The following is a 25,689-nucleotide window of genomic DNA, read 5'->3' on the forward strand; positions in this document are numbered from 1 at the left end:
CCCGGCGTCGGCGTCGGCGTCGTGGCACGGGTGAAGGGAGCGCACATGCAGCGTCGGGCTGAGCACGATCGGCTGGCGGCCACGGTGCAGCGGCTGCAGGCGGAGGTGGACGGCCTCCGGCGGTCCCAGCGCCACCGCGCCGTCATCGAGCAGGCCAAAGGCCTGCTGGTGGGCAGGCTCGGATGCACCCCCGACGAGGCGTTCACGCACCTGTCGCACATCTCGCAACAGAGCCACCTGAAGGTGGCCGAAGTTGCGGCCGGCCTGCTGGGCATCGCCGCGCCGATGCCCGAGCCCTCCGCCCTCGGCGCCGAGGGTGACGGCTTCCGCCCGGAACGGTACGTGACACCGGCCTCGGAGGCGGCAGCCGCGGACCGCGACGGAGCGGCACCCGTGGTGTCCCTGCTCCCGGAGGAGATCACCGCTCGTTACCACCTCGCCTGCGCAGCCCTCTCGTCCGTGGACGACGCCGCGACGCTGGCGGAGGTCGCCTGGTCCGAAGGTCTGCGCCATCTCGGCGTGGCGGCGGTGCTCATCGCGGTGCTCGAACCCGACGGCGCCGTCCGCCTCGTCAGCACACACGGTGTGCCGAAGGTCCTGGCCAGCGCCTGGCAGCGGGTACCCGGCACCCTCAAGGTCGCCTTCCTGCAGGCCGTGGTCAACGGCCGGCCGCTGTGGATCGACGGCAAGGGCGCCGCCGAGCTGGGCTACGAACTCCTCGTGGACGGCGGCGTGCGAGCCTGCATCCCGCTGCGCGACCGCGGGCGCGCCTTCGGCGTCGCATCGATCATCTGGCCCACCGACGACCTGCCCGAGCCCGGTATGCGCGCGTACGTCAGTGCGATCGCCGAGGCTTGCGGGCGCCGGCTGTCGCAGTTGCTACGGGATCCGCACGGCGCGCCGGTCGCCTCGCCCGCCGCGCACTGGGTGGAGGCCGTCCTGGAGACCCTGCCGGGCTCCTTCGCCCTGCTCGCGCCGGTGCGCGACGACACCGGGCAGATCATCGACTTCCGGTTCGACCGGTGCAGCCCGGAAGCCACGGACGCCGGCGGACGCCTCGCCGACGATTTCTGCGGGCGCCGGGTGCTCGACCTCTACCCACACGTCGTCGGCGTCGGCGTCTTCGACGGGTACCTGCAGGCCCTGTGCACCGGCCGCCCCTTCCAGCTGCCACCCACGCCGATGTCGGTCCGGACGCCGGACGGCGAACGGCTGGTGGTCATGAGCATGCGCGCGGCCCGGTTCGGCGACGGCGTCCTCGTGCACTGGCAGTATCACGACGCCGAACGACGGCTCAGGTCACACCTGGACCGGGTGCAGCGGGCGGCCGGCGCCGGGTGGATGGAGTGGGACCTGACCAGCGGCCAGGTCACGTGGTCACAGGCGGCGTACCGGATCCTGCAGCGCGACCCCGGCCACGGGGCGATCAAGCTGGCGTCGCTCCCCCGCTACGTCGCGGCCGACGACGCCGCGGCGCTCAGCGCCGCCGTTCAGCGCCTGACCCGGGCCCGGCAACCCCTGGACTGCACCGTACGCCTGCAGCGCGGCGGAACACCGTCCGTGGTTCGCCTGGTCGCCGATCCGGTGGTGGCTGATTCGGGACGGGTCGTGGCGGTGCACGGTGCCGTGCACCTCGTCAGCGGTGACCGCGGGGCTCAGGCGGGAGCGAGGAGGCTCGCGTAGTCACCGATGCGCAGCGGTTCCCGGGACAGCGAACCGTCGCCGCGAGGCACCCCGAGGGCCTCACCGTCGCGGGTGAACACCACCGAGTTGACGTCCTCCCGGGACGTCAGCGTGCAGACGATCTGGGCGTACGCGATGGTTTCGTCGCTGCGGGCGCCCTCCTCGTTGTCGGCGACCTCCACCCGCGCCTCGGTGCTGCCGGCCGGCACGCCGACCTTCAGCGTCGTCGTGGCAAGCGCCGTCGTCAGGCCACCGGCGCGTTCGGCCTCGGTGGGGCCGGCCACCAGCGCCTCGACGTGATGCTGCAAGCTCGGTGGCGCGCTGACCCGGCGTACCGTCTGCACGAGGCGACCGTCGCGCACGAGACAGAGCACCTCGGTGACCTCCCCCGGCGGTTCCGTGCCGGCCGTCGTCGCCGTACGGCTGGTCAGCGGGTTCCGGGGCAGGTCGGCCTGGCGCGGCTCGTCCTCGGCCGGCAGGCCGCAGGCGGCGCTGAGCAGGCAGATCAGCAGGCCGGCGGTGAGCCGGCCGACGCGGCTTGTCATGGCAACTCCATCCGGAACCGGGCGCCGCCGCCGGGGCGGTCGCCGACGCTGACCACGCCGCCGTGGGCGGCGGCGTGCTGCGCCACGATGGACAGGCCCAGCCCGGTGCCGTCGTCGCCGCCGCGCGCGTTCGCCGCCGGGCCGCGGACGAACCGGTCGAATATCACCGTACGGTCATCCTGCGCCACGCCGGGACCCTCGTCGTCGACCTCGATGACCTGACTGTCGCCGGCGCGGCCGAGACGAACGGCCACGGGCCCACCGCCGTAGCGGACCGCGTTGTCGAGAAGGTTCCCCAGGGCCTGCTCCACCCGGCGGCGGTCCACCGACCAGACCTCGGGGGTGCCGGGCAGCACCTCGAGCAGCTCCTCGGACAGGCCGCGGCTGCGGCAGGCACGCCCGACCAGCTGGCGCATGTCGGTGGGCTCCCGATGCGCGGGCTGGTCGCTGCGAGCCAGCTCGAGCAGGTCGTCGACCAGATCCTGGAAACGGTTGATCTCGTCGGTGATCAGGCCGATGGCCGCGGCCGCCTTCGGATCGAGTCCGTCGCGGCGCCGATCGACCACACTCGCGGCGGCGGACAGCGTCTGCAGCGGTGAGCGCAGCTCGTGACTCACGTCGGCGGCGAAGCGCCGGTCGCGTTGCAGGCGCCGGGAGAGCTCGTCCGCCATGTGATTGAACGAGATCGACAGCTGCGCCAGGTCCGGCTCGGTGTCCGGGTCGAGACGGGTCTCGAGGTCACCGTCGGCGATGTTGCGGGCCGCGGCGGCCACGGCGGTCAGCGGACGCAGCGCGTGCCGGGTGACGTAGAAGCCGACGGCCGCACCGGCGCCGGCGACCATGATCGCGACCGCGGTCAGCACGAGCGCGAGAAGTTGCAGCGTGCGGTCCAGCTCGGTGAGGGCCACCACCTCGTAGAAGACACCCGAGGAGAGCGGGATCCCGATGACCAGCGCCGCCTGACCATCCTGACGGATCCGCTGGACCCCCGCCTCACCCTGACTTGTCATCTCCTGCAGGTGCGCAGGCACGGCGGCGCCGGCCGACGCATCCGCGCCGCGCGAATACCACTGCCCGTCGCGATACAGCAGCACATACCGGTCCCCGCCCGTGTCGAGCGAGCGCAGCACCTCGCCCACGTCCGAGGAACGGCTCGGCAGCCCGGCGTCGACGTTGGCGGCGTCGAAATATGTGACGCGGACGGCCGTCCGTTCCCGTTCCTGGATCAGCGTGCTGCGGGCGAGCTCGTACGAGACCATCGAGACACAGCCCGACAACACCAGCGCCCCCACGGCGAAGGCAGCGCTGACCCGCGTCCGCAGTCCGATCTTCACCGCTGCGGCCCGCAGCTCAGCAGCACGCCCATACCCGCATGATGCCTCGCACGTCCCCGGCCCACACGTGCTCCGCCCCTGGCCGCGGGGTTTGTCACCGGACTGTCATACCGCGGGCCGGCACGACGGCGACGCTGCCGGCATCGCCGCCGCCACCCGCGACCGAGCCGCCGCCATGCCGGTTCCCGAGCGCTGCTACAGCCTCCGGCGGAGCTTGCGCCCCTCCATCACGCCCATGACCACCGCGACGACGAGCGCGATCAGGCCCAGGATGAGCAACCACTTGACGGCCTTGATGAACAGTCCGAGCAGGATGAGAACAACCGCCACGACACCGACGGTCCACAACAGGGCACGCATACGAGTCTCCGTTCGCTCGGGGCGCGGGCTGGGCACCGGCCCTCATCGCCGCCTCTTACCCCGGCGGCGTCAGCCTGATTCGGCCGCCGGGCCGTCCGACGTATCGCAGCAGTTGCCGAAGGTCCCCAGCAGGACGGCTGGTCCCACCATGAGGCAGGCTGAGGGGCGTGACCGACTACGCGTACTCGACCGCGGCCGAACTGGCCGCGGCGATGGATGCCGGCGAAGTGTCCGCGGTCGAGCTCGCCATGGCCATGATCGCGCGGATCGAACGGCTCGACGGCGACATCAACGCGATCTGCGTGCCCGACTTCGACCGGGCCCTCGCGGCGGCGGGTGAGGCCGATGCGGCACGGTCCCGGGGCGAGGCCGGGCCCGTGCTCGGCGTACCGATGACCGTCAAGGACTCGATCGACGTCGCAGGATTGCCCACCACCTGGGGTTTCCCGCGGTTCAAGGACCACGTCGCGACCTCCGACGCGGTCGCGGTCGCCCGGCTCAGGGCGGCCGGTGCGGTGATCCTCGGCAAGACGACTGTGCCGCTCGCGCTCGGCGAGTTCCAGTCCTTCAACGCGATCCACGGCACCACGAACAATCCGTGGGACCTCGGGCGTACACCGGGTGGCTCGTCCGGCGGCTCGGCCGCCGCCCTCGCCGCCGGCTTCGGCGCCCTGTCGATGGGTTCGGACATCGGCGGCTCGCTGCGCGTGCCGGCGCACTTCTGCGGGGTGTACGCGCACAAGCCCTCGATCGGCCTGCTCCCGTTGCGCGGGCACACGTTCCCGGGCGCCCGGCCACTACCCGAGTTCGGCGGTGACCTGGGCGTCATCGGACCGATGGCCCGCGGCGCGGCCGACCTCGAGATGATGGTCCGCCTGCTCTGCGACCCCGACGAGGCCGGCCCCGGCATCGCCTACCGGACCGCATTGCGCCCCGCCCGGCACGACCACCTGGGCGCGTTCCGGGTCCTGATCCTGGAGTCGCATCCGCTCGTGCCGGTCTCGTCCGAGGTACGCGCCGCGATCGACGACCTCGCCACGCGGCTGGCGGCGTCCGGGGTGACGGTCCGGCGGCACAGCCCGCACCTGCCCGATCTGGCCGCCGGCGCCCGCTGCTACATGCGCCTGCTCCAGTCGGCCGTCGCGGCGGGCTTTCCGCCCGCTGTCTACGCGGCCGGCGTCGAGGCCGCGGCGGCACTCGACCCGTCCGACGTGTCACTGGTCGCCGAACGGGCCCGGGGTGTGGTCCTGAGCCATCGCGACTGGGTCGCGGCCGACGCCGTCCGCGCCGCCCAGCGGGCCCGGTGGGCCGAGCTGTTCACAGAGGTCGACATCGTGGTCGCGCCGGTGTTCTCGACCCCGGCCTTCCCGCACGACCACAGCGAGCCGATGACGAAGCGTGTCATCCCGATCGACGGGGAAGAGCACGACTACCTGGACCAGTCGGCGTGGGGCGGCATCGCGACGGCACCCGGCCTCCCCTCGACCGCCGTGCCGGTCACCCGCTCGGCGCAGGGGCTGCCCATCGGCGTGCAGCTGATCGGCCCGCTCCTCGAGGACCACACGCCGATCCGCTTCGCCGCGCTGCTCGAGCGCGAGTTCGGCGGCTTCACCCCACCCCCGCTCGGCGCGTCCGCGTAGACGGCGCCGTGTCTTCGTCCGCCGAGCCACCACCGCTGCGGCCCGCGGGCGCATACGGCTCCCGCAATTCCGCGCCGGAGTGAGGTGGCCGGCTTCACCCGCGACTGGGCCCCACCGCGCCGGCGCGGGCGGCCGCCGGTCGGGTCCTCATGCCGGCTCCCCCACTCGGCCGGCGCGCTCGGTCTCGAAGGCCTTGCGGCCCGCATCAGCCACCCGATGGTCCTCGTCGACGGTGCCGGCGCTGACGCCTACGCCGCCCGCGATCGTCCCGTCGGGCCGTCTGAGCAGGACGCCGCCGCCGAAGACGACGAGCCGGCCGCCGGTGGTGGCCTCGATGCCGTACAGCGCCGCGCCCGGTTGGACCAGCGGTACGAGGTCCTTGGTGTCCATCTGGAAGTAGACGGCGGTCAGGGCCTTGCGCTGCGAGATGTCGGCCCCGATCAGCTTGGTGTCGTCCATCGCGGCGAAGGCGACCAGGTTCGCGCCGTCGTCCACGACCGCGATGTTCATGGGCTGCCCGATGGCGACGGCCTCGGCCTTGCACGCCTCGACGACGGCCTCGGCCTGCTTGAGGGTGATGTTGCGCGGCACGGTTCCTCCCAGGGGTGCGTGGCGGCCCGCCGATCGCTAGAAGACGCGGACGGCGACCTCGGCGGGCGCTTCCAGCAGCCGGTCGACCTCGTCGTCGAGGCGGACGAGGGTGAGCGAGGCGCCGGCCATGTCGAGCGACGTGCAGTACTCGTTGACGTAGCTGCGGCCGACGGCGATGCCCCGGTCGGCGAGCCGCTGGTGGGCGCGCCGGTAGAGGACGTACAGCTCGCTGATGGGCGTACCGCCGAGACCGTTGATCATGAGAGCGACCCGGTCGCCGCGGCTGTACGGAAGGTCGGGGACGACCGCTTCGAGCATGTCGTCGACGATGGCGTCCGCCGGGGAGATCTTGCGGCGCTCGCGCCCCGGCTCGCCGTGGATGCCCACCCCGAACTCGATCTCGTCGTCGCCCAGCTCGAACAGGGGGCTGCCCTTGGCGGGAGGGGTGCAGGCCGTGAGCGCGACCCCGAAGGAGCGGGTGACGTCGTTGACCTTCTTCCCGATGCGGATGAGCTCGTCGAGGTCGGCGCCCTGCTCCGCGGCGGCGCCGACGGCCTTCAGCACGAAGAAGTTGCCGGCCACCCCGCGCCTGCCGACGGTGTAGAGGGAGTCCTTGACCGCCACGTCGTCGTTGATGGTGAGCACCTTGACCTTGATGCCCTCGGACTCCGCCATCTCCCGGCCCATGTCGAAGGCCATCCGGTCACCCGTGTAGTTGTTCACGAGCAGGAGCACGCCCTTCGGGGAGGCCAGCAGCTTCGTGGTCTCGTACACGTAGTCCATCGGCGGCGCGGCGAACACGTCGCCCGGGCAGGCGGCGTCGAGCATGCCCTTGCCGACGATCATGACGTGCGCGGGCTCGTGCCCGGAGCCCGAACCCTGGACGATGGACACCTTGTCCTCGCGGGGCGCGTCGGCCCGCATGATGAGGTTGTAGTCGGGCACGTACCTGAGGGTGTCCGGGTTGGCCAGGGCGAGGCCCTCCAGCATTTCGGGTACGAAGTTCTTCGGGTCGTTGACGAACTTCTTCACGACGTGGCTCCTTATCTGGACCAGACCTGGCTGATGCGCTCGACGATCACGGCAACGGCCATGGCGCCGGCGTCGACTGAGCCCTTGCTGCGCTCTCCGGTGTAGGCGGCCCGCCCGCGCTTGGCCACCATGTCCTTGGTGGCCTCGGCCGACTCGCGCGTCGCCGCCGCGGCCGCGGTGAGCGCCTCCGCGGCGGACAGGCCCTGCTGCAGCTGCTGCTCCAGCGTGTCGGTCAGGGGCACCAGCGCGTCGAGCAGGGTCTTGTCGCCCACGTCGGACTGCCCGCGGGCCTTGATGCCGTCGATGGCCGCCCGGAGCATCGCGACCACCTGCTCGCCCGAGAGCTCCTCGTCGTTGCCCGCGGCGATGCCGGCCCGCATGAAGCCGGTGCCCCAGATCGGCCCGGAGGTGCCGCCGATCCGCGACGTGATGGTCATGCCGCTCTTCTTCAGGAACGTTCCGACATCGGTACGGTCGAGGGCGTCCCATCCCTCCAGCAGCTTCTCGAAGCCCCTCGCGAGCGAGTACCCGAAGTCGCCGTCGCCGACGACCGCGTCGAGGTCACCGAAGTACTTCTCGTTCTCCACCGCCGTCTCGGCGATCGTGCGCACCACCAGCTCGGCCTGCGCCAGCGCGTCGCTGCTCACGTGATTTCCTCCTCGTCCGGCTCCCGGGCCGGCTGTGCTCGTACGCAGGAACCGAGGTCCTCCAGCGTGAGGTAGTCCCCCGGGGTGGCCCTGCTCCGGTTGGCCAGCACCCGCACGGGCGGGCGGCCGGGATCGCCGAGCTCCGAGACGACGAGCACGGCCTCGGTGAAGTCCTCGTCGTGGGTGTAGCCGTTGACGGTGACGAGGCACGCGAGCCCCGCACCGGTGGCGGCCAGCAGCCCGTTGCGGGAGTCCTCGACCACCAGGGTGTCCGCGGGGTCGAGCGAGAGCCGCGACACCGCGAGCCGGTAGACGGCGGGGTCAGGCTTCTTCGCCGGGACGACGTCGCCGGCGAAGACGGGTACGCGGTCCGCGGCCTCCTTGCCCACGGCGTTCTCGAGGACGGCCCGTACGGACTCCTCCGCCGAGGTGGACGCGACCGCCACGGTCCAGCCTGCGTCGAGCGCCGCGGAGATGATCCGGGGGATGCCCGGACGCGGCGGGATGCAGCCTTCGGACACCAGTCGCTTGAACGCGGCGGTCTTGGTGCGGTGCCACTGCGCCAGGAGGTCCTTGCGCGCGTCCTCGTCCTGCGGGACGCCCGCGGCACGGACGAACTCCGGGTCGGCGAACAGGCTGGCCATCCGCTCCTTGCCCCCGCCGATTCTCAGCTTCTCGGCGTACTCGTCCTCGCTCCACCGCACGGGCAGCCCGAAGTGCTCGAAGGTCTCGTTGAAGGCGGGCAGGTGTCCGTCGCGCTCGGTGTCCGCCAGGACGCCGTCGCAGTCGAAGACCAGGCCGGTCACCAGGCACGTCCCGAGCCGCCGAAGAGCCGGATGTGCCGCTTGGCCATGTCGACGACCGCGCCGCGCTGCGCCCTGAACAGCGAGGGTGGGTCCCACTTGTCCTCGGCCTCGGCCGCCTTGAGGAACCTCAGGCTCTCCTTCAGGTAGCTCTCCTTGAGGGCGGTGGAGATGTTGACCTTCGCGCACCCCCGGGAGATGAGATCGGTGAACTGCTCGTCCGACAGACCGGTGCCGCCGTGCAGGGCCATCGGTACGCCCGTCGCCTCGACGAGGTCGGACACCCGCTGGTGATCGAGGACGGGAGCGGACCTGTACTGCCCGTGCGCGTTGCCGATGGCCGGGGCGAAGCAGTCGACGCCGGTCCGCTTGATGAAGTCGACGGCGACCTCGAGGCTCTGGACGCGGGACGCCTCGTCGGAACCGATGTCGTCCTCCACGCCCTGGATGCCTTCGATCTCACCCTCGACGTGCGCGCCCGTGCTGCGGGCCTCGGCGACGACCTCCGTGGTCTGGCGCAGATTCTCCGCGACGTCGAGCTCGTGGGCGTCGAACAGGACGCTGTTCCACCCACCGGCCAGGCAGTCGCTGATGACCTCACGGTGCGGGCAGTGGTCCAGGTGCAGCGTCACCGGCACCGGCACGGTCCGCGCCAGGGCCTCGAAGATCCCGAAGAGCTGCCGGCGACCGTACGACCGCACAGTCTTCACGGAGGTCTGCAGGATGACCGGAGCGTTCTCCTCCGTGGCGGCGGCGAGGACCGCCTCGATCGTGAGGTCGTTGAGGATGTTGAACGCCGCGACGCCGTACCTGTCGGCGAGCGCACGGTCCAGCATCTCTTTCATCGGGACGACGGGCACGATTCCTCCCTGCCGGTCGAGCGGCGTTGCGCCTGGTAAGTAAAGCTTTCGGCGGCGCGGCTCAACCATGGGGGAAATCCCCCAGTCTCCCGGCGGACGTCCTTTCAGATGGGGCGTGATCAGGCGGGCGCCCCGTCCATTGCGTCTGCTCGTACGGTCCTTCTAACGTCCAACCATGCGGCACGAGGGGCAGGGTGCGCCGGGCGACGGCCGTCCGCCGCTGGACGCCGCCGTCGGCGGTCTCTACGCGGGTCAGGGCCTGGCCCAGGTCCTGCGCCATCTACTCCTGACGAGCAGCGGAGTGGTGCCGGGGATCGCGGGCAGTGTCTCCCTCGTCGACGCCCGCAGCGGGACGTACAGCAAGGTGGCCGAGATCGGCGTGCCGTGCAAGGTGGGTCGCAGCTTTCCGCTCGACGAGGGTGCGACGGGGCAGGCTTTCTTGCGCCGCCGCCCGGTCGTCCTGCCGAGCTACGAGCAGGTGCCGGGACGGCATCTGCCGGCCGGGCACCGCGCCAGCCGCGGGTCAGCGGTCGCCGTGCCCATGTGGTGGCGCGGCGAGGTCATCGCGGTCAACGTCGGGTTCGCCGGCGAGTCCCGGAGCTACTCCGCGAGGGAGATCGACGCCCTCGAGGTGCTGAGCCAGGCCGGGGCGGGAGCCATCCTCCGCGCGGGCGGGGCCGAGCAACCCCTGCTCGCCCGCATCATCCGTGAGCGGTTCACCGCCCAGGCCGAACTCACCCGGATCGCGACACGGGTCACCGAGGTGGGCCCGGCCCGCCCGCTCGGCGAGGAAGTGGCGCAGGTCGCCGCCGAAGTGGTCACGGTCGCCGCCCTCGCCGCCTCACGGAGCGAAGGGGTGAGCCGTGTCCACGTGGCCGTCGTCCACCGGCCCGAGGGTCTCCGCCTGCTCGTGCAGGACGACTCGTCGCCGGCCGGGCACCCGGGTGCGGACCCGGACCCGCTCGGCCTGGGCACCACCTCGTGGTCGCAACTGCTCGCCGCCGCGGGCGGGGCCGTCTCGGTGGACCGGGTCCCCGGCTGGGGAACGGTCGTACGGGCGGACGTCCCGTATGCCACCGACAGGCCGGTCCCCGCGTCGCCGTTGAGTTCCCGGGAGAGCGAAGTCCTGACGCTGCTGGCCCAGGGCCGGACCGACCGGGAGGTGGCGGCTGTGCTGTTCATTTCCCCCAGGACGGTGGAGAAGCACGTCGGGTCGGCGCTCCGCAAGACACAGACGACCAGCCGTACGGGCGCCGTCGTCCGGGCACTGGAACACGGCTGGATCGAGCGGCCGGCACGCCGGTGGACGGGCTGAGCCGGTAAAGTCGGCTCCCTGCCCACGCACGCGACTTCCGGTGGGCTCAGACGCCTTACTGGCACCTCTGCTTGAGCACTGCTTCCACCGTACGGAAAGCGGCCGCGACGGCTTCACGTACCGGCGTCTTCCGGTGTTCCTCGGAGAGAATTTCGGCGCCCCACGGACCGTCCCACCCGGTGGCGCGCAGCGCTGCGATGACGCCCGCGAGGTCGAAGGCGCCCCGACCGCACAACCGCCTGCGGTTGACGGTGTCGTCGAAGAGCGTGCCGACCGGTTCCGCGTCGGCGTCGTCGAGTTCGACACCCACGATGTAACGCAGGGGCACCGCGGCGAGATCGGCCGGTGGCGTGTGTGCGCGTTCGGTGTGCCAGACGTCGATGATCAGCCCGGCGGCCGGCGCGCCGGCGTCCCGGACCAGGGAGAGTCCCTCGTGCACGGTCCTGATGTTCGACCAGGGCAGCAATTCGAGTCCGACCCGGGTTCCGGCGTTCGCCGCGTCGGCCGCCAGCGCGGCGAACGCCGTGATCCATTGATCGCGGTTCCACGAGCCGCCGGCGACATCGGGGGCCGCCTTGATGTGCCGGGCACCGAGCTGCTCGGCCGCGGTGAGCAGGTCGTTGCGTACGCGGTCGGGGCCCGTCGCCCACCAGCCGGTGAGCAGTTCCAACTCGAGGTCGACGATGCCGTGGTCGTCCAGCAGGGTGCGCAGGCCGCGTACTCCGTACTCGTCGAGCGCCGGCATCAGGTCCGCGTGCAGCAGGCCCAGGCCGCGGAACCCGGCGCCGGAGGCGGCTTCGACGCGCTCGCGGATCCCGACCGGGCTGCGCTGATCGCCGGGGTAGGGGTTCGCGTCGCCGGCGGTGGTCCAGCAGGTCGCAAGGAGGTTCCGCGACGCCGCCTTCTTCGCCGAGCTCGGCGACGCGGACACCGCGACCGCTGTCGTCACCTTCGCCGGCGGCACCCTCGGTGTGGTGTCCACCACCCGCTACAACGGCCGCGGCTACGACGTACGCCTGGAGGTGCACGGCTCGGCGGACAGCATCGCCGCCGGCATCGACCCGAAGTGGCCGATGCGGTCCGCCGGTACGGGCGCGGTCGCCTTCGACCCCCACCCGCACCACTTCTTCATGGACCGCTTCGCCGACGCCTTCCGCGCCCAGTTCGAGTCGTTCCTCGACGTCGCCGCCGGGAAACAGCCGTCGCCGTGCACGGTCGCCGACGGCCTCGAAGCGGGCCGGATCGCCGAGGCCTGTGTCCGCTCGGCCGCGGAGCACCGCCCCGTACGCATCGAGGAGGTCCGCGTCCGGTGAGCGGGTAGCCGGGCGATGAGCTCGGGCCCACCCTCGCGCTCGGCTCTTCCAGGCGCACGGCGCGCGCACCTAAGCTGTCGCATTGAGGGGGTATCGACGATGACGCTCCGCGACACCCCGCCTTTCCGGGCGGATCACGTCGGCAGTTTGCTCCGGCCCGCGCGCCTGCTGCGGGCCCGCGAGGAGCACGCGGCCGGGAAGATCGGCGACGACGACCTGCGCGCCGTCGAGGACGACGCGATCCGCGAGGTGGTCGCGATGCAGCGCGACGCCGGGCTGCGCTCGGCCACCGACGGCGAGTTCCGGCGTACGTCCTGGCACATGGACTTCATCTACCAGCTGAGTGGCATCAGCCGCACCGAGGAGAAGATCCAGGTGCACTTCCGCAACGCGGACGGCGAGCTGGACTTCGAATCCGCCGCGCTGGCCGTGGACGCGCCGGTCCGGCTCACCGACACCATCTTCGGGCCGGCGTTCGCGTTCCTGGCACGGACCGTCGGCCCCGGCGTGACGGCGAAGCTGACCATTCCGTCGCCGAGCATGGTGCACTACCGCGGCGGGCGGGCGGCCATCGATCCGGCGGTGTACCCGGACGAGGACCAGTTCTGGACCGACCTCAGCGCCGCGTACGCCGAAGAGGTCCGCCGGGTGCACGACCTGGGCTGCCGATACCTGCAGCTCGACGACACCAGCCTGGCCTACCTCAACGATCCCGTCCAGCGCGCCCTGCTCACCTCCCGGGGCGATGACGCCGAGCACCAGCACCTGCGCTACATCCGGCAGATCAACGCCGCGATCCAGGACCGGCCGGCCGGGCTGGCGGTCACCACCCACATGTGCCGCGGCAACTTCCGCTCGTCCTGGGCGGCCGAGGGCGGCTACGACTTCGTCGCCGAGGCGCTGTTCAGCGAACTGGCCGTGGACGGCTTCTTCCTGGAGTACGACGACGAGCGCTCAGGCAGCTTCGCCCCGCTGCGGTTCGTACCGCCGGGCAAGATGGTGGTGCTCGGCCTGGTCACCACCAAGCGCGGCGAGCTCGAGTCGAAGGATACGCTGAAGCGCCGCATCGACGAGGCCGCCCGCCATGTGCCGCTCGAGCAGCTGTGCCTGTCACCGCAGTGCGGCTTCTCCTCCACCGTGGAGGGCAACGTGCTGTCGTACGACGAGGAGGTCGCGAAGCTGCGGCTCATCGCGGAGACCGCCGAGGAGGTCTGGGGCTAGCCGCACCCCAGGTCAAAGATCTGCCTTTTCGCCGACCACGTGTCGCGGCCGCTCGCGGACGTGGCCGGGCCTCGCTGTCCTTCCGACGGCCGCGGTGATCACCGCGGCCGCTGAGACGGAGCAGGCCACAGCTGTCCGCGCCGCTGCGGCGAACGCAGGCTGATAGCAGAGCCTGCAAGGTAGCCGCGAACCGACAGGGCGATGCGCTCCGGCTTCTTCGTCAGACGATGTTCAACATCTGCTGAAAAGCGGTCGGGTGCACGATGGGGATGCCGTACCGACGGGCCTTCTCGGCCTTCCCCGACATGGAGTCCGGATCGGCGGCGACGAGCAGCTTCGTCTTCTTGGTGACGTTGTTCCCGACGTCGAGGCCGGCAGCGGCCGCCTCCGCTTGCCACTCCTCGCGCGGCGGGCTCATGGTGCCCGTGAAGACGACAAGGTCCCCGGGCTGCAATTGCCACCGCTGACGTTCCGGCGCACCACCACGCTGAGCGGACCAGGCCTCGGCCACTTCCAGCGCCTGCGCAGCGGATCTCGCGGGAAGGCCGAGAAGGAGCGCCACGTCGTTGAGGTCCTGTCGCTCTGATTCGGTCAGCACGTTGTCGGAGAGGGCGACCCACGCGAGCTGAGCGAGATACTGCTCGTGCAGGTGAGCAACGTCTGCGCGGGCCAGCCCCAGAGTCTCCGCAGTTTCCACAAGGGCGTCGGCCTCCGTCGCAGAGATGTGCCGGTCGAGGAGTGCCCGGTCGAGGAGGTCCATGTAGGCGTCGGCTCGTGGCTCACGCTGCCGGGGAAGCCGATCGATCAACCGGGCAAGGAAGTGCTCCTGCCGATGTTCCGCTGACGTCCTCTGCACGGGAACCGCTCCCGAGGGCGGCAGCTCAGGCCATGGAGTCGTTGCGGCTCGCGCAACCGTGGCGGCCCATGACGGCGGTGATCCCGCGGCGAGGAGGTAGTAGGCGAGGAGGTCCGCTGCTGCGCGCGCGTCATGCAGCGCGGAGTGAGCCCTGTGAGTCGGCATGCCTGCTGCGCGTCGGCAGTCATGCAGGCTGCGGGAGGCGGTGGGCAGGAAGTGCGCAGCCAACTGCATGGTGCAGAGGCCGGCGTCCGCGCGTACCGGTGCCACGACGCCGATTCGCTGGTATTCCGCGGCGAGAAACATGGCATCGAAGGTGAGGTTGTGGGCCACCAGCACGCGGCCGGCCAACCGGCTGGTCAGCTCACCGGCCAGGTCACTGAAGGCCGGTGCACGCCGGGCTTCCCGCGCCGTGATGCCGTGGACCTGCTGAGGTCCCAGGTCGCGGTGGGGGTTGACGAGGCTGCACCACTCGTCCATCACGTGACCGTCCTGGTCGAGGTGGACGACCGCCACCTCGACGACACGGTCGTGCCAGCTGGTACGCAGGCCGGTGGTCTCCACGTCGACTACGGCGTACACCGCTACTCCCCGATCCTGGCAAGACCCGGGGCGGTCGCGCGCAGATGGGCCAGCCACCGAGGTGGAAGAGGCTGCGGCTCCCCCAGTGAGCGCAAATACGAGCGGCGGTAGCGGACCTGCTCCGTGTCCTGCCACAGCTCCACCGCACGACGGAACGACCCGACGATGCTCAGGGCGCTTGCGACGACCGGGGACGCGGCGCAGGAGGGCTGGAAAGAGATCAGGCGCTCGGCAGCTTCTCGATCCGCAGGCACGTCCTGCGCCCAAGCCAGCGGGGCCAACTTCGACTTGGCGGTAGCCCGGTAAGCCTCAAGGGCAGCGCCGTAGCGCTCGCGGTGCTCACACACCTCGTCAAGCAGGTCCGCGATGGACGCCACACCAGCAGCGAACTCGTCAACAAGCTTCGTCGGGAGGAGGTGAGCAACCTTGCTCAGCACGTCCACCGGGGCTTGCCGGGTCCACCCGACGAGGCAGCGTCCGGCGAGCATGTGCATGACTGCATGGAACCGTGTCGTGTCCCGCGCCAGATCCTCCTGGGAAAAGACCCACGCGCCGCTGAGCCCTCCAGTGGGGCCCAGCTTCCAGACCGCCAGGCTGTCCTTGTCATCCACGCCGAACCCTGCGGCCAGAACACCATGGCCGCGCACTCCGGGCAGATAATCAGCGACAATTCCACTTTCGTCGACAATGGATTCTTCAGCGCTGGTCATGCACATCCCCGGGTGTTCTGGGCAAGAGGGCATGACCGTAGCAACGGCAGGACATCACCGGACTCCGCTAGTGGTGCGAAAACTGCGGCAACAGCACGGAGCCGACAAGACGAAACGCCGACCTCCGACGAGTGAACTCGGCCGTATGGCGCATCTGGTCTGACGGAGGTGCGCCTCGGCACGGCTATCGCCGCCGTCGAGACTACAACTGCCGCCCTGCTTGCCGGCCCGAACCGGACCGAGTGCCTTCGACCACCGGCAAGATCATCACTCGCCTTCACGGCGGGAAAGCGCCCTGGTAAAGCCGGTACGCATCACCGCGAACACGGTCTTGTCACCCTCGTCCGTTCGGGTAGCAACCACGGGTGGCCTGGTGGCGACGCGCCGTTGCGGTACGGTGATCGCCGTCACCGTCCACACGGGTTCGCGAGGCGGAGGTAGGGCGTGCCGGTCACAGGCCAACGTGTCGTGCGGCGGGCGTTGGGGCGGCGGTTGACGCGGCTGCGCACGGCGTCCGCGATGAGCCGGCGTGATGTGGTGGAGGCGCGGCTGGGCATCTCGGAGCCGACGTTGCACCGCATCGAGACGGGCAAGGTGCCGGTCACCGGGGCCAACGTACGCGCGCTGTGCTGGCTCTACGGCGCGGACCAGAGCATCACCGACGCGCTCGCCGACCTGGCGCTGGGCACGTCGCAGCAGGAGTGGTGGGACGCCAGCCCGGTCATCCCCGAATGGTTCAAGCTGTACGTCGGTCTGGAGGCGTCCGCGTCCCGCCTGTTCGGGTACGACGGCGAGGTGGTTCCCGGTGAGCTGCAGACCCCGGAGTACGCGCGAGCCATCTTCGGTGCCGAGCAGCCGGTCGACCCGGAGGCCGCCGAGCGCCACATCAAGCTCCGGATGCAGCGGCAGAAGACGCTGTTCGCCCGTAACCCACCGATCCGTCTCGTCACGGTGCTCGGCGAGGGGGCATTGTCCCGGCCGATCGGCGGGGAACAGGTGATGGAGGGACAGGTGGAGCATCTCCGGCGGCTGTGCCGGGAGGACACGGTCGACATCCGGGTGCTGCCGTTCTCGGTCGGGGCGCACGCGGCGATGGCCGGCGCCTTCCGGATCCTGGAGTTCGACGACCCGGACGATCCCGACGTGGTCTATCTGGAATCCCACGTCGGTGCCCTCTACCTGGAGGAGCAGGCCGAGGTTGATGAATACCGGCGGATCTTCGACCTCATCAGCAAGGATTCCGTACCCGTCGGAGAGTTCCGGTGACGAAGTGGGGAACGACGTGACAGGCGCTGGCCGCGACGTACACGACGCACACCGGAAGCCCGTCACGGCCGCCCGGTTGTACGACTACTACCTGGGCGGGATCCACAACTTCCCGGCGGACCGCGAGGTGGGGAAGGCCCTGCTGGAGCGGACTCCGAGGCTGCGCACCATCGCCCGGGACAATCGGGCGTTCCTTGCCCGCGCCATCCGTTACCTGACGTCGGTCGGCGTGCACCAGTTCCTCGACGTCGGCTCGGGCATCCCCACCGAGGGCAACGTCCACGAGATCGCGCAGGCGGCGGTCCCGGACGCTCGGGTGGTCTATGTGGACATCGATCCCGATGCGGTGTCGGAGAGCCTGGAACTGCTCGAGGGCAACCAGTTCGCCACGGCCATCCGCGCGAACGTCCGTGAGCCGCGAGCCGTCCTCGACCATCCGCGGGTACGCAACCTGCTGGACTTCGACAAGCCGATAGCGGTGCTGATGGTCGCGGTGCTGCACTTCGTCGAGGACTCCGACGAGGTCTGTGACATCCTGGCCACGTTCCGCTCCGCGCTCGCGTCCGGCAGCCACCTCGTGGTCGCGCACGCGACGATCGACGAGCTGGTCGTGGACGAGCGGGCGTGGGAGAAGACGCAGAAGGATTACCGCCGGCAGACCTCGACGGCGCTCGTTCCCCGCAGCAGGAGCGACGTGGCCCGGTTCTTCGACGGGTTCGAGATGGTCGAACCCGGCCTCGTCTGGCTCAACACCTGGCGGCCGGAGCCGGACATGGTCGACGAGTTCAGGGACAAGCCGGAACACTCGGGCTTCTACGTCGGGGTCGGCCGCCTGTCCTGAGCGACGTCCGCCGTGGTCAGTCGGCCAGGAGCCCGTCGAACTCGCCGCGCTTGGCGCCGAACAGGAACGAGTCCCACTCCTCGATCGTGAACACCACGGTGCCGGCTTCGCGGGCCTTGCTGTTGCGGACCTCGATGAGGCCGTCCTGGCGGCGCGCCTCGACGCAGCTGCCGCCGTTGCCCGTCGACCTACTGGAAATGATCCAGCCGGTGTCGCTTCTCATCAGTGCCCCTCCCCCTTGAGCCGCTTGCTCTGGGTAACCGACGTGCCACCGATCCGGTGGTCACTGTGTCACCCAACGCCCGCTTTGAGTGCACAGTAAGCACATCACATCGACGCTGGACTCTTTCACCACGAAAGCGGCGCATACCTAGAGTAGCCGAAAGCCACCATGGATGCATCCTGTCACCGTGACAGTTGTCCTCGTGAAATCTTGCACGCGTCCCGGCCGCCTGCCATGATTCCTCTGTGGAGCTCGATGGCTCCCGCTGGTCCGCCGCAGGGTGAGAGGACGGCCGATGCGGATCCTCGATCCTGCCGCCGCCGACATGGGCGGGGTCCTGCCGGATGACGCCGAGCTGCGGGCCGGGGCCGAAGCCGCCCGTCTCCAGGCTCGCATCGATCAGCTCGCGGCGCACGTGCAACAGCTGGAGCAGGAGCGCGCATCGCTGCGCTGGATGGCCGGCCACGACGAGCTCACCGGACTCGCCAACCGCCGCCTCTTCCACGCACTCGCCCCCGGGCTGCTGCGCAGCGACGACTGCTCGTCGGCCGTCCTGATCCTCGACCTCAACGGCTTCAAGCCGATCAATGACACGTACGGGCACGACGCCGGCGACGAGGTCCTCTGCGTGGTCGCCAGCCGCATGGCCGCCTGCCTCGGCGACCATCTCGTGGCCCGTCTGGGCGGTGACGAGTTCGCCGCACTGCCGCTCGCCCCGCACGCAGACGCCCCGGAGGAGTGGTGGCACGACGTGGCCGGCTCGCTGAGCGCTGCGATCGCGCCCCCGATGGACGTGAAGGGCCACACCCTGTCCGTCACCGCCTCGATCGGCGTCGTACCGGCCGGACGCTCCGCCGACCTCGTCGACCTGCTGCGACGCGCGGACCAGGCGATGTTCAGCGCCAAGCGGCACGCGAGCACCACCGACCGGGCGGGCATCACCTGGGTCGTGGCCACCGAGAACGGCGACCACGTGGAGACGTACGAGCCGGCCGCCGCCCCCGCGCCCGCGCCGGACCCCACCGCCTCGGCGCCCGCGGTGGCGTGCCGGCCCGGCGACCCGGTGTGGGTGCACCGCAACGGCGCCCGTCGTGCGGGAGTGGTCGAGGGCGCCTGCGAATGGGCGGCCCTGGTCCGCTACCGATGCCCGAACGGCGCCGGCACGATGGTCGACACGATACCCACGAGCTGCCTCACGATCCGGGCCGAAGCCGATCCGTACCTGGACCGGACGTCTCCCGGCTAGCAGGGCCGCCGGCCTGACCGGCAAGCACCGACGGCTCAGCCGGCCGTCAGCACGAGCTTTCCGCGCAGGCCGCCCGCCAGTACCCGCCGGTGGGCGTCGGCCGCTTCGGTCAACGGCATCGTGGCCGCCACGCGGGTGAGCAGCCGTCCCGCCGCCACCTGCTCCACCAAGCGGGCGAGCAGCTCGCGGTCGAGCCGGATGAGTTGCAGCTCCTGGCGCACGCCACGGTCCGGAACGATGGCGGGCGTGGGCCGGGTGGTGACCACGACTCCCCTGTCCTCGACGGCAGCGGCCGCCGCCTCGCCGACGGGGACCGCGTCGAACACCGCGGCCACCGGTCCCACCGTGGCCAGATCGGCGGAGCGCGGAATCACCTCGTGGGCGCCGAGGCCGTGCACCCATTCCTCGTCCCCGTGGCCGGCCTGCGCCAGGACCCGGTAACCGTCCTGGGCGGCGAGCTGGGCGGCGAAGCCCCCGACACCGCCGCTGGCGCCGGTGACCAGAATGCTGCTGCCGGCCGGAAGCATCGCCAGCGACACCAGCGACAGTCCCTGCTGTGCGGTCTGGGCGTTGAGCGGCACCGTGGCCGCGGAGACGAAGTCGAGCCCGTCCGGCAACGGCACCATCCAGTCGGCGTCGACGGCCACGAACTCGGCATAGCCGCCGGGGGTACCCCGGGTCAGGTACCACGGGATCATCCCGACGACACGGTCACCCACCCGGAGATCCGCCGTGCCGGAGCCCACCGACACCACCTCGCCGGCGATGTCCCACCCGGGCGAGAACGGCGGCGCCACCGGCCCGCGAGGGATCTCTCCGGTGGTGGCGGCGATGTCGGCGGGATGCACACAGACCGCGCGGGTCCGGACGACCACCTGCCCCGGCCCGGCCTCGGGCTCGGGCAGTTCCGTCACCTGCAACACCTCAGGCCCGCCCAGCGCGGCCGCGACGACTCCCAGCACGCGTCCACTCTAGACCGGGCCGGACCGTCCCGGCCGGCCGAGGCGCAGGCTCTGGCCCGGATCGCCGGGTTCACTGCCGCGGCCGCCGGACCGGCCGGCCCTCCGGCCGCCGCCGCCACGGCGTCGTTGCGCACGTGACCGTGGGTATTGCGTGTTGATCTTCACCCCTGGCCTGCGGTGGTACCGTGCCACCGATCCCCGCCTCGACACCCGGCCCCTGTGAGCACCTCCTTGTGTGACACCGGCACCAACGTCCTGGACGATCCCGTCGGGCACTCTCTGCAGACGCGGCATTCGCACCTCGCCCGGCGCGTCGGCGCGGCCGCCACGTACCAGGCCGGGGTGGCGACGTTCGCGTCGATGCCGGCCACGCCGGGCGCGGCGGACTGGGACGACCTGGCGCTCCTGCTCGGCAGCGGTGAGCTCGCCGATCTGTTCAGCGCCGCGGTCACCCCGCCGCCGGCCTGGGAGCCGGTGTTCGCGCTGGCGGGCGTCCAGATGATCCTCGACCGGAACCCGCCCCTTCCGGTCACAGCGGTCCAGCGGCTCGGTCCGGCCGACGTGCCCGACATGCTGGCGCTCGCCGGGCTCGCCCGCCCGGGACCGTTCTGGCCGCGGACCATCGAGCTCGGCGCCTTCCACGGCGTACGGGAGAACGGCGCCCTGGTGGCCATGGCCGGCGAGCGGCTGCAACCGCCCGGCTGGACCGAGATCAGCACCGTGTGCACCGCGCCCGGGGCCCGCGGCCGGGGACTCGCCGCACGGGTCGTGCAGGCCGCCGTGCACCACGTGATCGCCCGCGGCGACCGCCCGTTCCTGCACGTCGCGGACGACAACGACGGCGCGGTCCGGCTGTACCGGCGCCTCGGCTTCACCGTGCGCCGACAGGTCCGTTTCCACGGCTACCGGGTGCCCTGAGCGTCGGCCCCACGCCCGACGGGTGCCTGCTACTGGACCGGATTCCACCCGTCGCTGCCGGCGAGGTACTTCTGCGCGGTGTAACCGTCGGCCGTCGCGGCGCTCATCTGCGGCCGGTCGCCGGTTCCCCGGGTGGCGCCCGGCCCGGTGTTGCCGTACTCGGTGAATCGGCAGGTCTTCCAGGAGAAGCCGCCCATGTCCTGCCAGGCACCGGCCTGGCGGATGTGGCCGCCGAGCGTCGAGTCGCGGACGAGGACCTGGCCGATCGCGTCGGCGGCACCGCCGGCGTGCCAGCAGCGGCCCAGCGCCACGGTTTCCGCGGCGGCGGAGCTGACCAGCGTCGACCGGGTGATCAGGATGCCGTACGTGTTGCCGGCGTTCGTGGCGGCAGCGGTGATGTACCCGTTGTTGCTGCTGCCGCGGTCGAGCGAACGGATCGTCGTGCTGTCGACGACCAGCGCCCCGTTGCCGTAGATGAAGTCGACGGCACCCTCGATGTAGCTCTTGTAGACGTATTGCCGGACCTGCGAGGAGCCTGTGCCGCCCCAGGAGAGGAAGGTGTCCTGATAGCCCTTGAGCTGAACGTTGCGGTACACCTGCCGATCGCCGGCCGCGTACAGGGCGAGGGCCTGACTGTCGTGGCCGGCGTACGTGTTCTGGATGGTGAGTCCTTTGACGGTGGTTCCGGCGGCCTGGTTCAGCACGACGGCGCTGCCGGCCGTACCCGCCGCGGAGGCCGGCTTGTCACCCGTGACGACGACATCGGACGAGGTTCCCGTGGCGCCCTGCAGCGTGATACCCGGCTTGCCCGGGGGAATGAGCACCTGGCCCTGGTAGGTGCCGGCCTTGATGGTGATGACGGTCCCCGAGGTCGCGGCCGTGACCGCCTCCTGGATGGTCCGGTAGGTGCCCGAGCCGTCCGCGGCGACCGTGATCGTGGCGGCGGCGCGGGCGCCTCCGGCGGGGACGGTGACCGCTGCGATCGCGGCCACGACGGCAGTGACGGCGGCGCAGGCTCGCGCCGATGGGTGTCCGGCGACGGATGTCATGGGCGACTGCCTTCCGTGGGTTGCTGCCGACCGGCTCGGGTGTTCCGGTTCCGCACCTCGATCGCCGCGACCGTGGGCCCCGTGCACGCTTGTTACCGATAACAAGATTGCTCGAGGAGCAGGCCCGTCGACCGGTGCGCAGCCCCGAGCATCAGCCACGCCGACCAGGCTGTCAAGTGACGCTCATCAATGCTGCAACGCTGGATCCACCCCTCGATCCGAGGCCACGAACTTCTGTCACCGTACGCATGAACAGGGAACTCTCTTCACCCACGGTCGCCGAATTCATGTACATCGATTGACAGCAATGTTTCAGCGCGCCATCGTAGGCGTTACACACTCATGGCGGACACCGCTCGGGGCGGAGCAACTTGTGAACGGTAACAGCCCCACGAACATGTCACGCCGAACGGGAGATGGAGGGCCCTCGTGTCTACGCATCGGATTCCCCGGCGAGCCATGCTCGCCATAGTGGTCACCGGAGCCGTCCTCACGGCGTCCGCAACGGCACTCAACGCGCACGCGGCCGAGCAGGCGTTCGCCCCTGCCGCCGCAGCGGCCACGCCGACCACCCCACCGGCGTCCTACCCGAACCCGGGCGCGGTGTCGGGCGCCACCGGCACCCACGATCCGTCGATGGTCAAGACCCCCGCGGGCGGCTACATCGTCGCGCAGACCGGCAACAACATCCCGCTCACCACCTCCAGCGACCGCACCGCCTTCCGCGCCGCGGGCGTCGCCTTCCCGGGCGGAGCCCCGTGGACGAGGGCTTACACGGGCGGGAGCGCCAGCCTGTGGGCACCGGACATCTCCTACCACAACGGGCAGTACTACATGTACTACTCCGCTTCGACGTTCGGGTCCAACCACTCGGCGATCTTCCTGGCCACCAGCCCGACCGGCGCCTCCGGCAGCTGGACCGACCGCGGCCTGGTCGTCGAGTCCGTGACCTCCAACAACTACAACGCGATCGACCCGAACCTCATCGTGGACGCCACGGGCGCCTGGTGGCTCAGCTTCGGCTCGTTCTGGTCCGGCATCCAGCAGATCGCCCTGAACCCCTCGACCGGGCTCCGGTCCGGCTCCACCATGCGCCTCGTCGCCGGCCGCAACGGCGGAGCGATCGAAGCGCCGTACCTGTTCCGGCACGGCTCGTACTACTACCTGTGGGTCTCCTTCGACCTGTGCTGCCGGGGCGCGTCCAGCACCTACCGGATCATGGTCGGCCGCTCCACCAGCCCGAACGGGCCCTTCGTCGACCGCGCCGGCACCGCGATGACCTCCGGGGGCGGCACCCAGGTCCTGGCCGGGCACGGAAGCATCCACGGTCCCGGCCACCAGGCCGTCCTCGCCGACACCGACGCCGACGTCCTCGTCTACCACTACTACGCGAACAGTGGCGCATCGTTCCTCGGCATCAACCTGCTCGGCTACGACACCGCCGGCTGGCCGTTCGTCTACTGAGGCCGTCCATCACCGAAAGCATCGAAAAGAGGGCTGCACCATGAGTTCAACGCCGACAACCCGGCGCCTGCCGAGATCCCTCCTGTCCGTCGCCGCCACGGGCACGCTCGTCACCGGTCTGCTGGTCGCTGCCGCCGGCACGTCGCAAGCGGCCACCACGGGCCCGTGCGACATCTACGCCGCCGGCGGCACGCCCTGCGTGGCCGCGCACAGCACCACCCGGGCGCTCTACGGCTCCTACAACGGCGCGCTCTACCAGGTGCGGCGCTCGTCCGACAACGGCACCCGCGACATCGGGCTGCTCAGCACCGGTGGTGCCGTCGACGCCGCCCAGCAGGACTCCTTCTGCGCCGGCACGACCTGCGTCATCACGATCATCTACGACCAGTCCGGCCGCAACAACCGCCTCACCCAGGCACCACCCGGCGGGTTCAACGGGCCGGCGGCGGGCGGCTACGACAACCTCGCGGTCGCGACCGCGGCACCGATCGCGGTGGGCGGGCACAAGGCGTACGGGGTCTTCGTCGCCCCCGGCACCGGCTACCGCAACAACAACACCAACGGCGTCGCCACCGGCGACCAGCCGGAGGGCATGTACGCGATCTTCGACGGCACCCACTACAACGGGGGCTGCTGCTTCGACTACGGCAACGCCGAACGCAACAGCCGCGACAACGGCAACGGCACGATGGAGGCCATCTACTTCGGCAACATCCGGGTCTGGGGAACCGGCGCCGGCAACGGTCCATGGATCATGGCGGACCTGGAGAACGGCCTGTTCTCCGGCGCCGACCCCGGGTACAACGCCAACGACCCGTCCATCAGCCACCGGTTCCTGACCGCCGTCATCAAGGGTGAACCGAACCACTGGTCGATCCGCGGCGGCAACGCCCAGTCCGGCTCGCTCTCCACCTTCTACAACGGGGTACGCCCGAACAAGTCGGGCTACAACCCGATGAAGAAGGAAGGCGCGATCATCCTCGGGATCGGCGGCGACAACAGCAACGGCTCCGCGGGCACCTTCTACGAAGGCGTGATGACCTCCGGCTATCCGTCCGACGCGACCGAGAACGCGGTACAGGCCAACATCACCGCAGCCGGCTACTCGACCTCCGGCACCGGCAGCGGACCGGTGTTCACCACCGGCTCGTCGATCTCCCTGCGAGCCACCACCGCATGCTGCACGACCCGGTACATCACGCACTCCGGCACCGCGGTGTCCACCGCGGTGATCACCTCGTCGAGCTCCTCGACCGACAAGGCGAACGCGACCTGGGTGGTCCGGGCCGGCCTGGCGAGCAGCTCGTGCGTGTCGTTCGAGTCGAGGAACACGCCGGGCAGCTACCTGCGGCATTCGAACTACCAGCTGTACGCCCAGCCGAACGACGGCACCTCGCTCTTCGCGCAGGACGCCACCTTCTGCCCGCAGAACGGGCTCAACGGGCAGGGCGCCACGCTCGCGTCGTACAACTACCCGAGCCGGGACATCCGGCATTACAACAACCTGCTCTACATCGCCAGCAACGACGGCTCGCATCCGTTCGACACCTCGTCCGCGTGGACGGACGACGTCAGCTGGATCGTCAGTTCGCCGTGGGCCTCCTGATCGAGGCGGAGCCGCCCTCCCCCGGGACCTGTGGCCGTACCGATCATGGGGCTTGGTGCCCTGCCGCGACGGGCTGTGCGGCCGGACGCTGGGTGGCATGATTGCGATTCTTCTCGGCCTGACCGCCGTGGTCCTTCTCGTCGCCGGGCCCACCATGATCGTGCAGGGTCTGGTGGGCCGGCGAAGCGTCACCAGCGAACTGGCGCAGCAGCGGATCACCTTTCCCGCCGACGAGGGTCTGCCCGCCGGCCTGCACCGCTACGCCGGGACGCCGGTACACACCGGCGCGCAGGCCAGGGCGTTCGCGGACCTCATCGGTGCGCACGTGGCGAAGGCAACCGGGGGTCGCACGTACTCCGAGATCGCCGACGAGTGGATGGCCGGGGGCCGGACCGATGAACGGCTGGCCCGGCTGCGCGAGACGGCGTTCATGGGTCAGAGCCTTCGGGGAGCGCTGCTCGGGGCCTACCAGGCGTGGCAGATCACCGTACTGGTGCTCGCGCTCGGCGCCGTGTTCACCGTGATGGGCGCCGCGTTCCTTGCTCTGGCCCTGCACGGAATCTGAGGGCCTCGGCCACGAGCGGGGCGATCCGGACGGGACCTATGCCTCTGTCCGAAGGTG

At 70.8% G+C, this 25,689-nt stretch carries 26 protein-coding genes; 12 read left to right on the forward strand and 14 right to left on the reverse strand.

Translation table 11 applies throughout. The annotated features are described in order from the left end of the window. Window positions 1-45: 45 nt before the first annotated feature. A complete protein-coding gene (locus tag COUCH_RS26925) occupies window positions 46-1,683 on the forward strand; it encodes an ANTAR domain-containing protein (protein WP_249608000.1) in 1,638 nt (545 codons plus the stop codon). Here the strand turns inward: COUCH_RS26925 and COUCH_RS26930 are convergent. The 3 genes from COUCH_RS26930 to COUCH_RS26940 all read right to left on the reverse strand — a co-directional run bounded on the left by COUCH_RS26930 (window position 1,656) and on the right by COUCH_RS26940 (window position 3,922). Further along, window positions 1,656-2,228 carry a GerMN domain-containing protein gene (locus COUCH_RS26930; protein ID WP_249608001.1) on the reverse strand — a complete coding sequence of 191 codons (573 nt, stop codon included), beginning with the start codon at window positions 2,226-2,228 and terminating at the stop codon, window positions 1,656-1,658. The genes COUCH_RS26925 and COUCH_RS26930 overlap by 28 nt on opposite strands. Beyond that, window positions 2,225-3,487, reverse strand: a complete 1,263-nt coding sequence (locus COUCH_RS26935) for a sensor histidine kinase (protein WP_249613815.1) — start codon at window positions 3,485-3,487, stop codon at window positions 2,225-2,227. Before COUCH_RS26935 ends, COUCH_RS26930 begins: the two co-directional genes overlap by 4 nt. Before the next feature lie 270 nt (window positions 3,488-3,757). Beyond that, entirely contained in the window at window positions 3,758-3,922 is a 165-nt protein-coding gene (locus tag COUCH_RS26940; protein ID WP_249608002.1) for a hypothetical protein, read from the reverse strand. 167 nt (window positions 3,923-4,089) lie between these two features. Between COUCH_RS26940 and COUCH_RS26945 the strand changes: the two genes are divergently transcribed. Beyond that, window positions 4,090-5,562, forward strand: coding sequence for an amidase (locus COUCH_RS26945; RefSeq protein WP_249608003.1), 1,473 nt, complete (start codon window positions 4,090-4,092; stop codon window positions 5,560-5,562). Between the two features lie 147 nt (window positions 5,563-5,709). Here the strand turns inward: COUCH_RS26945 and COUCH_RS26950 are convergent, their stop codons facing one another. From COUCH_RS26950 to COUCH_RS26970, 5 genes are read right to left on the reverse strand one after another with little or no spacing between them, the layout of a single operon-like run. Then, entirely contained in the window at window positions 5,710-6,153 is a 444-nt protein-coding gene (locus COUCH_RS26950; RefSeq protein WP_249608004.1) for a GlcG/HbpS family heme-binding protein, read from the reverse strand. A 36-nt stretch (window positions 6,154-6,189) separates the two neighbouring features. Further along, on the reverse strand, window positions 6,190-7,185 hold the full coding sequence (gene dhaK / locus COUCH_RS26955) for a dihydroxyacetone kinase subunit DhaK (protein ID WP_249608005.1): 996 nt from the start codon (window positions 7,183-7,185) through the stop codon (window positions 6,190-6,192). 11 nt (window positions 7,186-7,196) lie between these two features. Next, on the reverse strand, window positions 7,197-7,832 hold the full coding sequence (dhaL, locus tag COUCH_RS26960; RefSeq protein ID WP_249608006.1) for a dihydroxyacetone kinase subunit DhaL: 636 nt from the start codon (window positions 7,830-7,832) through the stop codon (window positions 7,197-7,199). After that, complete coding sequence (locus tag COUCH_RS26965) at window positions 7,829-8,638, reverse strand: HAD-IA family hydrolase (protein ID WP_249608007.1); 810 nt, start codon at window positions 8,636-8,638, stop codon at window positions 7,829-7,831. Before COUCH_RS26965 ends, dhaL begins: the two co-directional genes overlap by 4 nt. Next, complete coding sequence (locus COUCH_RS26970) at window positions 8,635-9,495, reverse strand: class II fructose-bisphosphate aldolase (protein ID WP_249608008.1); 861 nt, start codon at window positions 9,493-9,495, stop codon at window positions 8,635-8,637. Before COUCH_RS26970 ends, COUCH_RS26965 begins: the two co-directional genes overlap by 4 nt. Window positions 9,496-9,670: 175 nt before the next feature. Between COUCH_RS26970 and COUCH_RS26975 the strand changes: the two genes are divergently transcribed. Next, window positions 9,671-10,810 (forward strand): helix-turn-helix transcriptional regulator, encoded by a 1,140-nt coding sequence (locus COUCH_RS26975; RefSeq protein WP_249608009.1) that lies wholly within the window; start codon window positions 9,671-9,673, stop codon window positions 10,808-10,810. A gap of 55 nt (window positions 10,811-10,865) precedes the next feature. Here COUCH_RS26975 and COUCH_RS26980 read toward each other — a convergent pair whose 3' ends face one another. Beyond that, a complete protein-coding gene (locus COUCH_RS26980; protein ID WP_249608010.1) occupies window positions 10,866-11,759 on the reverse strand; it encodes a sugar phosphate isomerase/epimerase family protein in 894 nt (297 codons plus the stop codon). On the opposite strand from COUCH_RS26980, the gene COUCH_RS26985 reads away from it, so the two are divergent. Together COUCH_RS26985 and COUCH_RS26990 are read left to right on the forward strand one after the other, a co-directional pair. Further along, on the forward strand, window positions 11,674-12,123 hold the full coding sequence (locus COUCH_RS26985; protein WP_249608011.1) for a Gfo/Idh/MocA family oxidoreductase: 450 nt from the start codon (window positions 11,674-11,676) through the stop codon (window positions 12,121-12,123). The genes COUCH_RS26980 and COUCH_RS26985 overlap by 86 nt on opposite strands. Before the next feature lie 99 nt (window positions 12,124-12,222). Beyond that, window positions 12,223-13,344, forward strand: a complete 1,122-nt coding sequence (locus COUCH_RS26990) for a 5-methyltetrahydropteroyltriglutamate--homocysteine S-methyltransferase (protein ID WP_249608012.1) — start codon at window positions 12,223-12,225, stop codon at window positions 13,342-13,344. 220 nt (window positions 13,345-13,564) lie between these two features. Here COUCH_RS26990 and COUCH_RS26995 read toward each other — a convergent pair whose 3' ends face one another. Both COUCH_RS26995 and COUCH_RS27000 read right to left on the reverse strand, forming a co-directional pair. Beyond that, a complete protein-coding gene (locus COUCH_RS26995) occupies window positions 13,565-14,782 on the reverse strand; it encodes an exonuclease domain-containing protein (protein WP_249608013.1) in 1,218 nt (405 codons plus the stop codon). A gap of 2 nt (window positions 14,783-14,784) precedes the next feature. Next, the gene (locus COUCH_RS27000) at window positions 14,785-15,492 is read right to left on the reverse strand and encodes a DUF6218 family protein (protein ID WP_249608014.1); all 708 of its coding nucleotides are present in this window, start codon (window positions 15,490-15,492) and stop codon (window positions 14,785-14,787) included. Window positions 15,493-15,960: 468 nt separating this feature from the next. Between COUCH_RS27000 and COUCH_RS27005 the strand changes: the two genes are divergently transcribed. Continuing rightward, the gene (locus COUCH_RS27005) at window positions 15,961-16,758 is read left to right on the forward strand and encodes a helix-turn-helix domain-containing protein (RefSeq protein WP_275980149.1); all 798 of its coding nucleotides are present in this window, start codon (window positions 15,961-15,963) and stop codon (window positions 16,756-16,758) included. Between the two features lie 16 nt (window positions 16,759-16,774). Next, the gene (locus COUCH_RS27010; RefSeq protein WP_249608016.1) at window positions 16,775-17,599 is read left to right on the forward strand and encodes an SAM-dependent methyltransferase; all 825 of its coding nucleotides are present in this window, start codon (window positions 16,775-16,777) and stop codon (window positions 17,597-17,599) included. Window positions 17,600-17,615: 16 nt separating this feature from the next. Here COUCH_RS27010 and COUCH_RS27015 read toward each other — a convergent pair whose 3' ends face one another. Continuing rightward, window positions 17,616-17,822, reverse strand: coding sequence for a DUF397 domain-containing protein (locus COUCH_RS27015; RefSeq protein WP_249608017.1), 207 nt, complete (start codon window positions 17,820-17,822; stop codon window positions 17,616-17,618). Between the two features lie 295 nt (window positions 17,823-18,117). On the opposite strand from COUCH_RS27015, the gene COUCH_RS27020 reads away from it, so the two are divergent. After that, complete coding sequence (locus COUCH_RS27020) at window positions 18,118-19,068, forward strand: GGDEF domain-containing protein (protein WP_249608018.1); 951 nt, start codon at window positions 18,118-18,120, stop codon at window positions 19,066-19,068. Window positions 19,069-19,103: 35 nt separating this feature from the next. On the opposite strand, the gene COUCH_RS27025 is transcribed toward COUCH_RS27020, so the two are convergent. Continuing rightward, complete coding sequence (locus COUCH_RS27025) at window positions 19,104-20,030, reverse strand: NADP-dependent oxidoreductase (protein WP_249608019.1); 927 nt, start codon at window positions 20,028-20,030, stop codon at window positions 19,104-19,106. 219 nt (window positions 20,031-20,249) lie between these two features. On the opposite strand from COUCH_RS27025, the gene COUCH_RS27030 reads away from it, so the two are divergent. Beyond that, the gene (locus tag COUCH_RS27030; RefSeq protein ID WP_249608020.1) at window positions 20,250-20,948 is read left to right on the forward strand and encodes a GNAT family N-acetyltransferase; all 699 of its coding nucleotides are present in this window, start codon (window positions 20,250-20,252) and stop codon (window positions 20,946-20,948) included. A 29-nt stretch (window positions 20,949-20,977) separates the two neighbouring features. Here the strand turns inward: COUCH_RS27030 and COUCH_RS27035 are convergent, their stop codons facing one another. Then, on the reverse strand, window positions 20,978-21,997 hold the full coding sequence (locus tag COUCH_RS27035) for a pectinesterase family protein (protein WP_249608021.1): 1,020 nt from the start codon (window positions 21,995-21,997) through the stop codon (window positions 20,978-20,980). Window positions 21,998-22,426: 429 nt separating this feature from the next. On the opposite strand from COUCH_RS27035, the gene COUCH_RS27040 reads away from it, so the two are divergent. The 3 genes from COUCH_RS27040 (at window position 22,427) to COUCH_RS27050 (ending at window position 25,632) form a co-directional block, all read left to right on the forward strand. Next, on the forward strand, window positions 22,427-23,461 hold the full coding sequence (locus COUCH_RS27040) for an arabinan endo-1,5-alpha-L-arabinosidase (protein WP_249608022.1): 1,035 nt from the start codon (window positions 22,427-22,429) through the stop codon (window positions 23,459-23,461). 40 nt (window positions 23,462-23,501) lie between these two features. After that, on the forward strand, window positions 23,502-25,067 hold the full coding sequence (locus tag COUCH_RS27045; protein WP_249608023.1) for an alpha-L-arabinofuranosidase B: 1,566 nt from the start codon (window positions 23,502-23,504) through the stop codon (window positions 25,065-25,067). A gap of 97 nt (window positions 25,068-25,164) precedes the next feature. Further along, window positions 25,165-25,632: a hypothetical protein gene (locus COUCH_RS27050; RefSeq protein WP_249608024.1), complete on the forward strand. Its 468-nt coding sequence runs from the start codon at window positions 25,165-25,167 to the stop codon at window positions 25,630-25,632. Window positions 25,633-25,689 lie beyond the last annotated feature (57 nt).

The organism is Couchioplanes caeruleus, assembly GCF_023499255.1.
Classification (GTDB): domain Bacteria; phylum Actinomycetota; class Actinomycetes; order Mycobacteriales; family Micromonosporaceae; genus Actinoplanes; species Actinoplanes caeruleus_A.

Bases quoted from the DNA above. Each gene is read 5' to 3' on its own strand.
- COUCH_RS26925 (WP_249608000.1), top strand. From the start codon at position 46: ATGCAGCGTCGGGCTGAGCACGATCGGCTGGCGGCCACGGTGCAGCGG.
- COUCH_RS26930 (WP_249608001.1), bottom strand. From the start codon at position 2,228: ATGACAAGCCGCGTCGGCCGGCTCACCGCCGGCCTGCTGATCTGCCTG.
- COUCH_RS26935 (WP_249613815.1), bottom strand. From the start codon at position 3,487: ATGGTCTCGTACGAGCTCGCCCGCAGCACGCTGATCCAGGAACGGGAA.
- COUCH_RS26940 (WP_249608002.1), bottom strand. From the start codon at position 3,922: ATGCGTGCCCTGTTGTGGACCGTCGGTGTCGTGGCGGTTGTTCTCATC.
- COUCH_RS26975 (WP_249608009.1), top strand. From the start codon at position 9,671: ATGCGGCACGAGGGGCAGGGTGCGCCGGGCGACGGCCGTCCGCCGCTG.
- COUCH_RS26990 (WP_249608012.1), top strand. From the start codon at position 12,223: ATGACGCTCCGCGACACCCCGCCTTTCCGGGCGGATCACGTCGGCAGT.
- COUCH_RS27000 (WP_249608014.1), bottom strand. From the start codon at position 15,492: ATGACCAGCGCTGAAGAATCCATTGTCGACGAAAGTGGAATTGTCGCT.
- COUCH_RS27015 (WP_249608017.1), bottom strand. From the start codon at position 17,822: ATGAGAAGCGACACCGGCTGGATCATTTCCAGTAGGTCGACGGGCAAC.
- COUCH_RS27020 (WP_249608018.1), top strand. From the start codon at position 18,118: ATGCGGATCCTCGATCCTGCCGCCGCCGACATGGGCGGGGTCCTGCCG.
- COUCH_RS27035 (WP_249608021.1), bottom strand. From the start codon at position 21,997: ATGACATCCGTCGCCGGACACCCATCGGCGCGAGCCTGCGCCGCCGTC.
- COUCH_RS27045 (WP_249608023.1), top strand. From the start codon at position 23,502: ATGAGTTCAACGCCGACAACCCGGCGCCTGCCGAGATCCCTCCTGTCC.
- COUCH_RS27050 (WP_249608024.1), top strand. From the start codon at position 25,165: ATGATTGCGATTCTTCTCGGCCTGACCGCCGTGGTCCTTCTCGTCGCC.